Origin of the sequence: Streptomyces pseudovenezuelae, assembly GCF_001513955.1 — a bacterium.
Lineage (GTDB): Bacteria > Actinomycetota > Actinomycetes > Streptomycetales > Streptomycetaceae > Streptomyces > Streptomyces pseudovenezuelae.
In genome coordinates, this window is the sequence record NZ_KQ948144.1 from 630908 (window position 1) to 643918 (window position 13011).

Here is a 13011-nt window from a genome sequence, read left to right on the forward strand (position 1 = left end):
CGCCCTTGTCGTCGAAAAGCCCTACGGCGTTGTCAGTGCACCGTCGTACTCTTGAAACCGCGAGGCCGCCTTCTCAGGTGCGGCCGTGACGAGGAGGAACCGCAGGCCTTCAGCGCCGGCCCATGACTCAGACACCCACAGGTCACAGCCCCGCGCAGGGGCAGGCGAGAGCACAGTTCACCGTCCCCGCCCAGCACCCCATGGTCTCGGTCCTGGGGTCCGGAGACTCCCTCCTGCGCGTGATCGAGAAGGCCTTCCCGGCGGCCGACATCCATGTCCGGGGAAACGAGATCAGCGCGACCGGCGCGGCGGCGGACGTCGCCCTCGTCCAGCGCCTGTTCGACGAGATGATGCTGGTGCTCCGCACCGGACAGCCGATGACGGAGGACGCAGTGGAACGCTCGATCGCCATGCTGCGAGCGAGCGAGAACGGGACGAGCGACGGCCAGGAGACCCCGGCCGAGGTGCTCACACAGAACATCCTGTCCTCGCGCGGCCGCACCATCCGCCCCAAGACCCTCAACCAGAAGCGGTACGTCGACGCGATCGACAAGCACACGATCGTCTTCGGCATCGGCCCCGCCGGTACCGGCAAGACCTACCTCGCCATGGCCAAGGCGGTGCAGGCCCTGCAGTCCAAGCAGGTCAACCGCATCATCCTGACCCGCCCGGCGGTGGAGGCGGGAGAGCGGCTCGGATTCCTGCCGGGCACGCTCTACGAGAAGATCGACCCCTACCTGCGCCCGCTGTACGACGCCCTGCACGACATGCTGGACCCCGACTCGATCCCGAAGCTGATGGCCTCGGGGACGATCGAGGTGGCGCCGCTGGCGTACATGAGGGGCAGAACGCTCAACGACGCCTTCATCATCCTGGACGAGGCCCAGAACACGAGCCCCGAGCAGATGAAGATGTTCCTCACCCGGCTCGGCTTCGACTCGAAGATCGTCATCACCGGTGACGTGACGCAGGTCGACCTGCCCAACGGCACCAAGTCCGGGCTGCGGCAGGTGCAGGACATCCTGGAGGGTGTGGAGGACGTGCACTTCTCCCGCCTGTCCTCCCAGGACGTCGTACGGCACAAGCTGGTCGGCCGTATCGTCGACGCGTACGAGAAGTACGACACCGAGAACGGTACGGAGAACGGCACCCACAAGGGCGGCCGGAACAAGCGGAAGTAGACAAGCCAGCACCATGTCGATCGACGTCAACAACGAGTCCGGAACCGAGGTCGACGAGCAGGCGATCCTCGACATCGCCCGCTACGCGCTCGCGCGGATGCGCATCCACCCGCTCTCCGAGCTCTCGGTGATCGTCGTGGACGAAGATGCCATGGAGCAGCTGCACATCCAGTGGATGGACCTGCCGGGGCCCACCGACGTCATGTCGTTCCCGATGGACGAGCTCAGGCCGCCCAGCAAGGACGACGACGAGCCCCCGCAGGGCCTCCTCGGCGACATCGTGCTCTGCCCCGAGGTCGCCAAGAAGCAGGGCGAGGAGGCCGAGACGCAGCACTCCATGGACGAGGAGCTCCAGCTCCTCACCGTCCACGGCGTGCTGCACCTGCTCGGGTACGACCACGAGGAGCCGGACGAGAAGGCCGAGATGTTCGGTCTGCAGGCGGCCATCGTGGACGGGTGGCGGCAGGAGAAGGGCCTGACCGGCCCGTCCCCCGCGCCGACCGTCTCATGAGCCTGCCCCTCGTCTCCGGCGCGATCGCGCTGGTCGTCGTGGCCTGGCTCGCCGCCTGCGCGGAGGCGGGTCTCGCCCGCGTCTCCAGCTTCCGCGCCGAGGAAGCCGTGCGCAACGGCCGGCGGGGCAGCGCCAAGCTCGCGCAGATCGCCGCCGACCCGACCCGCTATCTCAATGTGGCGCTGCTGGTGCGCGTCGCCTGCGAGATGGCGGCGGCCGCCCTGGTCACCTACGCCTGCCTCCAGGAGTTCCCGGGCACCACCCGCGCCCTGCTGGTCGCGATCGGGGTCATGGTGCTCGTGTCGTACGTGGCGGTGGGGGTGTCCCCGCGCACCATCGGGCGTCAGCACCCGCTCAACACGGCGACCGCGGCCGCGTACATCCTGCTCCCGCTGGCCCGGATCATGGGCCCGATCCCGTCGTTGCTGATCCTCATCGGCAACGCGCTGACCCCCGGCAAGGGTTTCCGCCGGGGGCCGTTCGCCTCCGAGGCGGAGCTGCGGGCGCTGGTCGACCTCGCCGAGAAGGAGTCCCTGATCGAGGACGAGGAGCGCCGCATGGTGCACTCGGTCTTCGAACTCGGCGACACGCTGGTGCGGGAGGTCATGGTCCCGCGGACCGACCTCGTCGTCATCGAGCGCTACAAGACGATCCGTCAGGCGCTGACCCTCGCGCTGCGGTCGGGCTTCTCGCGCATCCCGGTGTCGGGGGAGAGCGAGGACGACATCGTCGGGATCGTGTACCTGAAGGACCTGGTCCGCAAGACGCACATCAGCCGGGACGCGGAGAGCGAGCTGGTGTCCACGGCCATGCGGCCCGCCGCCTTCGTGCCCGACACGAAGAACGCCGGTGACCTGCTGCGCGAGATGCAGCAGGACCGCAACCACGTCGCCGTCGTCATCGACGAGTACGGCGGCACGGCCGGCATCGTCACCATCGAGGACATCCTTGAGGAGATCGTCGGCGAGATCACCGACGAGTACGACCGTGAACTGCCGCCGGTGGAGGACCTCGGCGAGGACCGCCACCGGGTCACCGCCCGCCTCGACATCACCGACCTCGGCGAGCTGTACGGGCTCGACGAGTACGACGACGAGGACGTGGAGACCGTCGGCGGGCTGCTGGCGAAGGCGCTGGGCCGGGTCCCCATCGCCGGGGCGTCCGCGGTCGTCGACCTTCCGGACGGGCGCGCCCTGCGGCTGACCGCGGAGGCCGCCGCCGGGCGCCGGAACAAGATCGTGACGGTCCTGGTGGAGCCGGTGAGCGCCCTCGAACCGGCCGTGGAGGAGAAGGAGTCCGAGTGACCCCGCAGGAGCTGCGTGCCCTCTGTCTGTCCTTCAACGCGGTGGTGGAGGACTTCCCGTTCAACCCCGAGACCTCGGTCTTCAAGGTGCTCGGCAAGCTCTTCGCCCTGACGAACCTGGACGCGCGGCCCCTGACGGTCAACCTCAAGTGCGATCCCGAGGACGCGATCCGGCTGCGCGCCGACCATGCCGGGCTGATCGTCCCCGGCTACCACATGAACAAGCGCCACTGGAACACCGTCACGGTCGACGGCGAGCTCCCGGACCGTCTGGTCCGGGAGCTGGTCGAGGACTCGTACGACCTGGTGGTGGCCGGTCTACCGCGCGCCGAGCGGCTCCGCCTCGACCGCCCCTGAGCGCACCCGCAGCCCCACCGCGACCACTGCCGCCGCCGCCAGCACGATGACCGAGTCCAGCGCGAGGACCGTGTGGACGCCGGACAGCAGGTCGTCCGAGGTGGTGGCGAGGACGCCAAGGAGCGGGATGCCCACGGTGATGCCGACCTGCTGGGTGGAGGTGACCAGGCCGGTGGCCAGGCCCTGCTCCTCGTCGGGGACACCGGAGGTGACCGTGATGCCGTACGAGATGATCGCGCCGAGGTGGCACATGCTGGCCAGGGAGACGGCGGCCGTGGCGAGCCAGACGGACCAGTTCCCGGTGTCCAGGCCCAGCAGAGCGGCGATCAGGGCGCCCTGGCCGACGAGGGAGCCGACCAGTGTGCGGCGCGGGCCGAAGCGGCCGATGACCCTCGGGGCGTAGGTGCCGGCCACCGCCGAGAGGACGCCCTGGACGCCGAAGACCAGGCCGGTCTCGAAGGCGGACAGGTGCAGGATCTCCTGGAGGTAGAGGGTCAGCACGAAGACGACCGTCGACATCATCGAGAAGGTCACCAGACCGCCGATGTTGCCCCACGCCACCGTGCGGCGGCGCAGCATGGGCAGGGACACCAGCGGTTGTGCACTGCGGGACTCGACCGTGACGAAGGCGGCGAGCAGCAGCAGGCCCGTGACCAGGCCGACGACGACGTCGGCACGGCCGAAACCGTGGTCGGCGGCGGTCGACAGGGCGTAGATGAGGGCGAGCAGTCCGCCGGTGACCGTGATCGCGCCGGGTACGTCCAGGCGCGGGCGGTCCGGGGTGCGGGACTCCGGCAGGAGGGCGGGGGCCAGCGGGAGCACGATCAGGGCGAACAGGGTGAGCAGGCCCATCGTGGAGCGCCAGCCGAGGGTGTCGGTGAGGGTGCCGCCGGCCACCATGCCGACGGTGAACCCGAGCGAGAGCAGGGTGCCGGAGATGCCCAGGGCGCGGTCGCGGGCGGGGCCCTCGGGGAAGGTCGTGGTCAGCAGGGACATGCCGGTCGGCACGATCGCCGCGGCGCCGAGGCCCTGCAGGGCGCGTCCGGCGAGGAAGGACGCCGGGTCCCAGGCGAGGGTCGCGAGCAGGGAGGCGGCGCCGAACAGGACGAGACCCGCGAGGAAGAGCTTTCTGCGGCCGTACAGGTCTCCCATGCGGCCGAACAGGAGCAGGAAGCCGCCGGACGGCAGCGCGAACGCCGTGACCGCCCACTGCAGGGCGGACTGGCTCATGCCGAGGTCGGCGCCGAGGACGGGCAGGGCGACGTTCAGGACGGAGAAGTCCAGCGCGACCATGAACTGGGCGGCGCACAGGACGAACAGGACGAGCTTGTCGCGCGTCGACAGCCGGGGGGTGTCGAGTGCGTCGGGAACGGAGGGTGTGGTGTCGATCGCCATGGGCAAGAGCCTGCGGGCGCCGGAATAGCCGTGGGGAGCCGCAAGTTGTGCTGGTGGTGGCACCACCAGGCAACAACGAGGGGGATGCGTTCGTGCCCGAGGTCGTACCCAAGAGTGAGCGGCATCGTGAGCTGCGGGAGTTCCTGATGAGCCGGCGGGCCAGGGTCTCGCCCGCCGAGGCAGGGCTGCCGGACGGCGGGGCGCGGCGGCGCACGCCGGGGCTGCGGCGCGAGGAGGTCGCGGTGCTGGCCGGGGTGGGGGCCTCCTGGTACCAGTGGCTGGAGCAGGGGCGGGACATCTCGGTGTCCCCGCAGGTCCTCGACTCCGTCGGGCGGGTGCTGCGGCTCAGCAACGCCGAGCGGCGCCATCTGTACGTCCTGGCCGGGCTGAACCCGCCCGCGCCGGAACCGGCGGCCGACCAGGGCTGCGAGGGGCTGCGGCGGCTGATCGAGGCGTGGATGCCGTATCCGGCGCACATCATGGACGCGTACTACAACTGCGTGCTGTACAACGACGCCGCCGGCTGGGTGCTGGGCATGCGGCCGGAGAACACCCAGAACTGCCTCGTCGACTTCTTCACCGACCCGCTGTACCGGTCGCGATCGCACAGCTGGGAACAGAACGCGCGTACCGTCGTCGCCCAGTTCCGGGCGGCCGCCTCGGCGCGGCCCGAGGACGAGGGGTTCCAGGACGTGCTGGCCCGGGTGCGGTCGGCGAGCACCGAGTTCACCGAGCTGTGGGAGCGGCGGGACATCGAGGACGCCGGTGTGATCCGCAAGGAGCTCGACCATCCGCTGGTCGGACTGCTGTGCGTGGAGTCCACGGCGATGCGGGTACCGGCCCGCCCCGACCTGACGGTGGTCCTGCACACCCCGCTGGACGAGGCCGGCACCGCGGCCAAGCTGGAGTGGCTGGCCTCACCGGAGGGGCGGCGCGGGGCGATGTACCCCGTGGCGGGATGACCCGGGGTTCGGTTCGTATGCTCCTGTCATGACCGACAACAGTGCGCTTGACCCCGAGGACCGCAAGATCGTCACCCTGGCCCGTTCGGCGCGGGCCCGTAACGCGGTGCCCGAGGGGGCGGCCGTACGGGACGAGACCGGGCGGACGTATGTGGCCGGGACCGTCGACCTGGCGTCACTGAAGCTGAGCGCGCTGCAGACCGCGGTGGCCATGGCCGTGGCGTCCGGGGCGAAGTCCCTGGAGGCGGCGGCCGTGGTGACGGACGCGGATTCGGCCTCCGACCAGGACCGGGCCGCCGTCCGGGATCTGGGCGGGCCGCAGACTCCGGTGCTGGTGGCGGGGGTCGACGGCACCGTGCGCGCCACCGTGACCGCCGGCTGATACCCCCGGTAACAGTTGGCCGGAATTCCGGCTTGCCCTCCCTCGTCCCACGCGCATCAATGGAACCGGAGATTCCGACGGACCGTCAGATTCCCGCTCGCGCGGCGTCCCGCACCACGCCCCGTGAAGCCCGGCCGTCCGTCGGGACGCACCCCCCGTCCATCCCCACATGGCAGTCCCCACCACGGGAAGGGAACCGGATTCCATGAACGGCACACGCATCAGTACCGGTGCGGCACTGGTGGTCGGCGCGCTCGCGGCCACCGGGCTCGCGTTCGCACCCGCCGCTCTCGCTGTCACCCCGGACACCGCGACCATCAACGCCGACTGCGGCATGTTCGGCAGCGGCGAGGCGACCCTCACCGCCACGCAGGACGGCACCGCGGCCACCGTGACCGTCACCTCGGCGATCAGCGCTCCGCTCGCGCTCTCCGAGGACTCGATCACCTCGACCCTCACCTTCGTGAACGCGAACGGCGGCACCACCACCTTCACCGGTACGGAGAACCCCGCCATCGCGGCCGGTGACCCCGTCACCGTCGGACCCCTCGACGGAACCGTGGCGTCCGGCGACAGCCTGGAGTCGTACGGCGGTTCACTCCAGATCGTCGTCTTCGGGATCACCGTGACCTGCACGGCGACCGGTCCGCAGGCCCCGGGCCCGTTCGTCTTCGACTGACCTCCGGCGCCAGACCTCCGGAGCGAGTCCCCCGGTTGCCGCAGAAACTGACATGCCGTCAGGTTTCTGCGGCAACTCCATTGACTTCTCACGCGATCCACACATCAATGCCCCCTGTCGGCGCAGGACTTCAGGAGCTTCCGGAGGGGGCACATCCATGGGTTCGACGACTCGAAGACGCCGTCTGGCGTCCTTTCTCGGGGCGACCGCGCTCGCGGTCACCGCGGGCGGCGCACTGGCCTGTCCGGCCGGTGCCGCCACCGACGTGGACTTCGCCACGCACTGCATCCCGCCCGCGGTCGCGGGCATCCCGCCGATCGACGGCACCACGACGGCCAGGATCGCCGTGGACAACACCAGCCCCAAGGTGGGCGACACCGTCACGGTGACCTACACGGTGGTCAAACCGGCCGCCAGCAACCCCACGGCCATCGCGCTGCCGGCCGACATCATGACGCCGACCGGCAAGGTCGCCCTCGGCGGGGCCCAGACCGGCGCCGTGACGGTCGCCGGACCGAAGAAGAACGACCCGGTGCCGGGCAACGGCGCCTTCCCGTCGTTCTCGATGACCGGCACCTTCAAGGTCACCTCACCCGGCGCGATCACGCTCTCGCCCGGCGACTACAACATCCACACCAGCTACATCCTCGAACTGGACACACCCTGCACGGTGATCACCCCGCCCGCCCCGGTCTCCGAGACGGTCACCGCGACGGACGCGAACCCCGTCAACGAGCGGGACATCGCGCTGGGTTCGGCCTCCGGCAAGCCCGGTGCGAGCGTCACCGTCACCGGCAGCAAGTTCACCCCGGGCGCGACGGTCACCCTGGCCGGGCGGGCGGGCGCCGCCCAGACCGCGGACACCGCCACCGCCACCGTCAACTCCTCGGGCGCCTTCAGCGGGGCGCTCGTCGTCAACGACAAGACGACGACCGGTGTCGTCGCGTACGAGGGCGCCGCGTGGAGCGACGCCAAGGGCGCCGGGCCGAAGGCGTACGTCGTCATCGACGACACCCCCGTCCCGGCCGGCAGCCAGAAGGTCACCACCACGGTGAAGGCGGGCACGCTGTCCATGTCCCAGGCCGGGGACTCCGTCAGCCTCTCGGCGGTGGACTACGGCAAGGGCGGGGCCTCGACCGGCAACCTGAACAAGGTGACCGTCCAGGACTTCCGCGGCGGACCCGCCGGCTGGTCCCTCACCGGCAAGGTCACCGACTTCACCGGAGCCGGCGCCAAGATCGACGCCGGCGCGCTGAGCTGGAGTCCCACCTGCGCCACCAAGGCGGGCAGCCCGAGCACCTGCCAGGCCGGTTCCGCCGGCGCGGTCGGATCCTCGGGGGCGACTCTCGCGTCCACGCCCAACTCCACGCTCACCGGTGGTGAGTTCACCGTGGACGCCGGGCTCTCCCTGAACGTGCCGGCGTTCACACCCGTGGGCACGTACTCCGGCGTTCTCACCCTCACGCTCAGCTGACCGTACGGGCGCCCGCACCCGCCCGTCCGCCTCCTTGGGGGTCCGCACCCATGCGCAAGCTGTACGTCCTTCTCCTGAGCCTTAGCCTGAGCCTGTTCCTGGCCGCGGCCGCCGCGCCCGCGCACGCCGCCGACAACGGCAGCTGGTCCGTGTACCCCGCCGCCTCCCAGATCGCCGCGCGCCCCTACTTCTACCTCTCCGCCGACCCCGGACAGACCATCGACGACAAGGTCGTCGTCAGCAACCGGACCGGTCGGCCGCTGACCTTCCGGCTCTACGCCGCCGACGCCTACAACACCGCCCGCGACGGCGGTTTCGCCGTGCGGACGGTCGCGGAGAAGCAGCGCGGGGTGGGGGCCTGGGCGAGGCCCGCGAAGTCCCGGGTGACCGTCCCCGCGCACGGAAGGATCACCGTGCCGTTCACGCTGTCGGTGCCCGAGGGCGCCGAACCGGGCGACCATCCCGGCGCGTTGGTGGCGCTGGACGAACGGATCGACAGGGGCGACGGGGCGGTGGCGCTCGGGGTGCAGCGGGCCGTCGCCGCCAGGATCTATCTGCGGGTGGGCGGACCGACCGTGCCGGCCATCGCCGTCGAGGACGTCCGCGTCAGCCACCATCAGCCGCTGGTACCGGGGTTGGGGGACAGTGGTGCCACGATCTCGTACACCCTGCGCAACACCGGCAACGTCACTCTGAGCCCGAAGGTCGAGCTGCGGGCGACGGGGTTGTTCGGGCGTACCTTGCTCGCCCGCGAACTCGCACGGATTCCGGGGGAGTTGCTGCCGGGGCAGCGGGTGCGGCTGAGTGAGCCGTGGCGGGGCTCGCCGCAACTCGACTGGGGCGACGTGAAGTTGACGGCGAGCGCGAAGGACACGCGGGAGTCGGCGAGTGCGAGTTTCTTTGCGTTGCCGTGGTTGGCCGCGGTGGTGTTGTTCGTGGCGAGTGGTGTGGGAGGGGGGATGTGGGTTCGTTTGCGGCTGCGGGCCGGTGGGGGCTGGTCGCGCAGTTCCCCGCGCCCCTGAAGGGGCGCTCCTCGTGCCGTTCCTTTGAAGTGCGTCCCTATTAAAGTGCGTCGGGGCCCCGTTCGCCCGTCCGCACCCGTACGACCGTCTCCACCGGCAGCGCCCACACCTTGCCGTCGCCGATCTTGCCCGTCCGGGCGGCCTTGACGATCGTGTCGATGACCGCGTCCGCGTCGGCGTCGTCGACGACGACCTCGATGCGGACCTTGGGGACCAGGTCCACCTGGTACTCGGCGCCGCGGTACACCTCGGTGTGGCCGCGCTGACGCCCGTAACCGCTGGCCTCGGTCGCGGTCAGACCCTGGACGCCGATCTCCTGGAGCGCGGTCTTGACCTCGTCGAGGCGGTACGGCTTGACGATCGCGGTGATGAGCTTCATGCCTGGGTCTTGACCTTCTGGGCGGAGGGGACGGGGGACGCGCCGACCGGGGCACCGTGGCCCAGGACGCCGTGATCGTATGCGGTCTCGGCGTGCACCGTAAGGTCCAGGCCGGTGTGCTCGTGCTCCTCGTCGGCCCGGAAGCCCATCACCTTGTCGATCAGCTTCCCGATGCCGTACGTCATCAGGAAGGCGTACGCCCCGACGGCGACCACGGCCACCAGCTGCCTGCCGAGCTGGGCGAGGCCGCCGCCGTAGAGCAGGCCCTCGGCGCCGCCGGTCATCGCCTTCTCGGCGAAGACGCCGATCAGCAGCGTGCCGATGACTCCGCCGACCAGGTGGACACCGACGACGTCCAGCGAGTCGTCGTAGTTCAGCCGGAACTTCCAGCCCACCGCGTACGAGCACACGACACCCGCGGCGAGGCCGACGACGAGCGCGCCGAGGAGGGAGACCGAGCCGCAGGACGGGGTGATCGCGACCAGGCCCGCGACCGCGCCGGACGCGGCGCCGAGCGTGGTCGGGTGGCCGTCGCGCTTCTGCTCGACGAAGAGCCAGCCGAGCAGTCCGGTGCAGCCGGCGGCGAGGGTGTTGAGGAAGGCGGCGGCGGCGAGACCGTTGGCGCCGAGGGCCGAACCCGCGTTGAAGCCGAACCAGCCGAACCAGAGCAGGCCCGCGCCCAGGACGACCATGGGGAGGTTGTGCGGGCGCATCGCGTCCTTCTTGAAGCCCAGCCGCGGGCCGAGGACCAGCGCGAGGGCGAGACCGGAGGCGCCGGAGGTGATCTCGACCGGCAGACCGCCGGCGAAGTCGAGCGCGCCGAGCCGGTCCAGGACCCAGCCGCCGGGACCCCACACCCAGTGGGCGACGGGAACGTATACGAGCAGTGCCCAGACCGGGACGAACACCAGCCACGCCCCGAACTTCGCCCGGTCGGCGATCGCGCCGCTGATCAGTGCCGCCGTGATGATCGCGAAGGTCAGCTGGAAGGTGGCGAAGAGGAGGGTGGGGACGGTGCCGTGGACGCTGCCGGGACCGAGGCCGCTCATGCCGGCGTGCTCCAGGTTGCCGATCAGGCCGCCGAACGAGTCGTCCCCGAAGGCGAGGGAGTAGCCGGCGACCAGCCACACCACCGTGACCAGGGCGATCGACACGAAGCTCATCATCAGCATGTTGAGGACGCTCTTCGTGCGGACCATGCCGCCGTAGAAGAGGGCGAGCCCCGGGGTCATCAGCAGGACGAGGGCGGTCGCGGCGAGCAGCCAGGCGGTGTCACCGGTGTCGATGCCTTGCGCGGCGAGGGACATGGAGATCTCCAACGATGTGGGGGCTCGTCAGAGGGTCACCGGCGTGCGTTTCCGGCTGTGCACAGGGGTGTTTCCGGTGTGTTTCATTGCGGTGGGGTTTCCGCAAGCTCACGGTCCGGCCGGTGCTCGGGCGCTTGTGCGGCGGGGCTCCGTGGATCAGGGAGAATGGGGCGCATGAGCGTTCGCAGTCAGTCATCCGAGCCGTCGGCATCGTCGGAGGCCCCCCACCGCGCCGGCTTCGCCTGCTTCGTGGGCCGCCCCAACGCGGGCAAGTCCACCCTTACGAACGCTCTGGTCGGCCAGAAGGTGGCGATCACCGCCAACCAGCCGCAGACGACCCGGCACACGGTGCGCGGGATCGTGCACCGGGAGGACGCCCAGCTGATCCTGGTCGACACCCCCGGCCTGCACAAACCGCGCACGCTGCTGGGGGAGCGCCTCAACGACGTGGTGCGCACCACGTGGGCCGAGGTCGACGTGATCGGGTTCTGTCTGCCCGCGAACGAGAAGCTGGGTCCCGGGGACCGTTTCATCGTGAAGGAACTCGCGGGGATCAAGAAGTCCCCGAAGGTCGCGATCATCACGAAGACGGACCTCGTCGACTCCAAGACGCTGGCCGAGCAGCTGATCGCCGTCGACCAGCTCGGCAAGGAGCTGGGCATCGAGTGGGCGGAGATCGTCCCGGTGTCGGCGACCGCGAACCAGCAGGTCGACCTGCTCGCGGACCTGCTGATCCCGATGCTTCCCGAGGGCCCGCCGCTGTATCCCGAGGGCGACCTCACGGACGAGCCCGAGCAGGTCATGATCGCCGAGCTGATCCGCGAGGCCGCGCTGGAGGGCGTCCGTGACGAACTCCCGCACTCCATCGCGGTGGTCGTCGAGGAGATGATCCCCCGCGAGGACCGCCCCGCCGACAAGCCCCTCCTCGACATCCACGCCTTCGTCTACATCGAGCGCCCCAGCCAGAAGGGCATCATCATCGGCCCCAAGGGCAAGCGCCTGAAGGAGGTCGGCATCAAGAGCCGCAAGCAGATCGAGGCCCTCCTCGGCACGCCGGTCTTCCTGGACCTGCATGTGAAGGTGGCCAAGGACTGGCAGCGGGATCCTCGGCAGTTGCGGAAGCTGGGGTTCTAGGGGTTCTAGGGGTTCTAGGGGTTCTAGGGGTTCGTCCGCTGCGGGGTCAGGTCCTGCAGGCCCACCACTCTCAGCAGTTGCAGTCGTTCGTACGCCTCCGTCCCCGGGCGGGCCGTGTGGACGACCAGCAGGTGGTGGTGTTCGTGGCTGACCATGACCTCGCAGTCGAGCTCCAGCAGTCCCACCACGGGGTGCACGAAGCGTTTCGTCGCGCGGTCGCGCTGGGACACCTCGTGCTCGTCCCACAGGCGCGCGAACTCCTCGCTGGCCGAACGGAGTTCGGCGACCAGCGCGGCCGGCTCCGGGTCGTCGGGGCGGGCCGCGGTCACCGCGCGCAGGGTGGCCACCTGGGTGCGCGCGTGGTCCGCGAGGTCCTCCTCGGGAAAGAGCGTGCGCGCGGCAGGGTCCAGGAAGAAGCAGCGGACCAGGTTGCGCTCGCGGGGCGGGCGGGCCGTCACGTCCCCCACCAGGGCCCTGGCCATCGCGTTCTGCGCCAGCACCTCGCCGCAGTCGTTCACCACCTGCGCCGGGGTGTCGTGCAGCCGGTCAAGGATCAGCAGCAGCCCCGGGCGGACATGCGCCGACGCCGTCTCGCGCCGCGGGGGCTCCTCGCCCACCAGATGGAACAGATGGTCCTGCTCCACGTCGGTCAGGCGCAGCGCCCGGGCCAGCGCCGTCAGCATCTGACGGGACGGGCGGGGGCCGCGGGACTGCTCCAGGCGGGTGTAGTAGTCCACCGACATCCCGGCCAGCTGGGCCACCTCCTCGCGGCGCAGGCCGGGCGTGCGGCGCCGGGCGCCCGGAGCCAGACCCACGTCGGACGGGTTCAGCCGGGCGCGGCCACGGCGCAGGAAGTCGGCGAGTTCGGCTCGGTTCACCCCTCCAGCGTGCGGCACCCCGCCCGGCTTATCCAGGGACTGCCGAT

14 protein-coding genes are annotated in these 13011 nt (G+C 70.5%); 10 read left to right on the top strand and 4 right to left on the bottom strand.

Annotation, left to right across the window (positions count from 1 at the left end):
• Positions 1 to 122 precede the first annotated feature (122 nt).
• Genes AQI94_RS02665 through AQI94_RS02680 form a run of 4 tightly spaced genes read left to right on the top strand, consistent with a single transcriptional unit; the run spans position 123 to position 3352 of the window.
• Positions 123 to 1181 (top strand): PhoH family protein, encoded by a 1059-nt coding sequence (locus AQI94_RS02665; RefSeq protein WP_031046839.1) that lies wholly within the window; start codon positions 123 to 125, stop codon positions 1179 to 1181.
• Between the two features lie 13 nt (positions 1182 to 1194).
• Positions 1195 to 1692, top strand: a complete 498-nt coding sequence (gene ybeY / locus AQI94_RS02670) for an rRNA maturation RNase YbeY (RefSeq protein WP_020136251.1) — start codon at positions 1195 to 1197, stop codon at positions 1690 to 1692.
• Positions 1689 to 2996 carry a hemolysin family protein gene (locus AQI94_RS02675; RefSeq protein ID WP_031046845.1) on the top strand — a complete coding sequence of 436 codons (1308 nt, stop codon included), beginning with the start codon at positions 1689 to 1691 and terminating at the stop codon, positions 2994 to 2996. The genes ybeY and AQI94_RS02675 overlap by 4 nt, the downstream gene beginning before the upstream one ends.
• Positions 2993 to 3352 carry an MmcQ/YjbR family DNA-binding protein gene (locus AQI94_RS02680; RefSeq protein WP_031046848.1) on the top strand — a complete coding sequence of 120 codons (360 nt, stop codon included), beginning with the start codon at positions 2993 to 2995 and terminating at the stop codon, positions 3350 to 3352. The genes AQI94_RS02675 and AQI94_RS02680 overlap by 4 nt, the downstream gene beginning before the upstream one ends.
• Here the strand turns inward: AQI94_RS02680 and AQI94_RS02685 are convergent.
• Positions 3314 to 4747 carry an MFS transporter gene (locus AQI94_RS02685; protein ID WP_031046851.1) on the bottom strand — a complete coding sequence of 478 codons (1434 nt, stop codon included), beginning with the start codon at positions 4745 to 4747 and terminating at the stop codon, positions 3314 to 3316. The genes AQI94_RS02680 and AQI94_RS02685 overlap by 39 nt on opposite strands.
• Positions 4748 to 4893: 146 nt before the next feature.
• Here AQI94_RS02685 and AQI94_RS02690 point away from each other — a divergent pair, with 146 nt between their 5' ends.
• From AQI94_RS02690 to AQI94_RS02710, 5 genes are all read left to right on the top strand, one after another.
• The gene (locus AQI94_RS02690) at positions 4894 to 5709 is read left to right on the top strand and encodes a helix-turn-helix transcriptional regulator (protein ID WP_062229638.1); all 816 of its coding nucleotides are present in this window, start codon (positions 4894 to 4896) and stop codon (positions 5707 to 5709) included.
• Positions 5710 to 5737: 28 nt separating this feature from the next.
• Positions 5738 to 6091, top strand: coding sequence for a cytidine/deoxycytidylate deaminase family protein (locus AQI94_RS02695; RefSeq protein ID WP_031059225.1), 354 nt, complete (start codon positions 5738 to 5740; stop codon positions 6089 to 6091).
• Between the two features lie 205 nt (positions 6092 to 6296).
• Positions 6297 to 6770, top strand: coding sequence for a hypothetical protein (locus AQI94_RS02700; protein WP_031059222.1), 474 nt, complete (start codon positions 6297 to 6299; stop codon positions 6768 to 6770).
• A 157-nt stretch (positions 6771 to 6927) separates the two neighbouring features.
• Positions 6928 to 8244, top strand: coding sequence for a WxL domain-containing protein (locus tag AQI94_RS02705; RefSeq protein WP_031059220.1), 1317 nt, complete (start codon positions 6928 to 6930; stop codon positions 8242 to 8244).
• Positions 8245 to 8294: 50 nt separating this feature from the next.
• The gene (locus tag AQI94_RS02710) at positions 8295 to 9266 is read left to right on the top strand and encodes a WxL protein peptidoglycan domain-containing protein (protein ID WP_062229563.1); all 972 of its coding nucleotides are present in this window, start codon (positions 8295 to 8297) and stop codon (positions 9264 to 9266) included.
• Between the two features lie 40 nt (positions 9267 to 9306).
• Here AQI94_RS02710 and AQI94_RS02715 read toward each other — a convergent pair whose 3' ends face one another.
• The gene (locus AQI94_RS02715) at positions 9307 to 9645 is read right to left on the bottom strand and encodes a P-II family nitrogen regulator (protein WP_031059216.1); all 339 of its coding nucleotides are present in this window, start codon (positions 9643 to 9645) and stop codon (positions 9307 to 9309) included.
• Positions 9642 to 10952 (bottom strand): ammonium transporter, encoded by a 1311-nt coding sequence (locus AQI94_RS02720; RefSeq protein ID WP_031059214.1) that lies wholly within the window; start codon positions 10950 to 10952, stop codon positions 9642 to 9644. The genes AQI94_RS02715 and AQI94_RS02720 overlap by 4 nt, the downstream gene beginning before the upstream one ends.
• A gap of 165 nt (positions 10953 to 11117) precedes the next feature.
• Here AQI94_RS02720 and era point away from each other — a divergent pair, with 165 nt between their 5' ends.
• The gene (gene era, locus AQI94_RS02725; RefSeq protein ID WP_078902973.1) at positions 11118 to 12086 is read left to right on the top strand and encodes a GTPase Era; all 969 of its coding nucleotides are present in this window, start codon (positions 11118 to 11120) and stop codon (positions 12084 to 12086) included.
• Positions 12087 to 12109: 23 nt separating this feature from the next.
• On the opposite strand, the gene AQI94_RS02730 is transcribed toward era, so the two are convergent.
• Positions 12110 to 12964, bottom strand: coding sequence for a helix-turn-helix transcriptional regulator (locus AQI94_RS02730; RefSeq protein WP_031059210.1), 855 nt, complete (start codon positions 12962 to 12964; stop codon positions 12110 to 12112).
• Positions 12965 to 13011 lie beyond the last annotated feature (47 nt).

Excerpts from the sequence above, each read along its gene's own strand:
- AQI94_RS02665 (WP_031046839.1), top strand. The coding sequence starts at position 123 with ATGACTCAGACACCCACAGGTCACAGCCCCGCGCAGGGGCAGGCGAGA.
- ybeY (WP_020136251.1), top strand. The coding sequence starts at position 1,195 with ATGTCGATCGACGTCAACAACGAGTCCGGAACCGAGGTCGACGAGCAG.
- AQI94_RS02675 (WP_031046845.1), top strand. The coding sequence starts at position 1,689 with ATGAGCCTGCCCCTCGTCTCCGGCGCGATCGCGCTGGTCGTCGTGGCC.
- AQI94_RS02685 (WP_031046851.1), bottom strand. The coding sequence starts at position 4,747 with ATGGCGATCGACACCACACCCTCCGTTCCCGACGCACTCGACACCCCC.
- AQI94_RS02690 (WP_062229638.1), top strand. The coding sequence starts at position 4,894 with ATGAGCCGGCGGGCCAGGGTCTCGCCCGCCGAGGCAGGGCTGCCGGAC.
- AQI94_RS02695 (WP_031059225.1), top strand. The coding sequence starts at position 5,738 with ATGACCGACAACAGTGCGCTTGACCCCGAGGACCGCAAGATCGTCACC.
- AQI94_RS02700 (WP_031059222.1), top strand. The coding sequence starts at position 6,297 with ATGAACGGCACACGCATCAGTACCGGTGCGGCACTGGTGGTCGGCGCG.
- AQI94_RS02705 (WP_031059220.1), top strand. The coding sequence starts at position 6,928 with ATGGGTTCGACGACTCGAAGACGCCGTCTGGCGTCCTTTCTCGGGGCG.
- AQI94_RS02710 (WP_062229563.1), top strand. The coding sequence starts at position 8,295 with ATGCGCAAGCTGTACGTCCTTCTCCTGAGCCTTAGCCTGAGCCTGTTC.
- AQI94_RS02715 (WP_031059216.1), bottom strand. The coding sequence starts at position 9,645 with ATGAAGCTCATCACCGCGATCGTCAAGCCGTACCGCCTCGACGAGGTC.
- AQI94_RS02720 (WP_031059214.1), bottom strand. The coding sequence starts at position 10,952 with ATGTCCCTCGCCGCGCAAGGCATCGACACCGGTGACACCGCCTGGCTG.
- era (WP_078902973.1), top strand. The coding sequence starts at position 11,118 with ATGGGGCGCATGAGCGTTCGCAGTCAGTCATCCGAGCCGTCGGCATCG.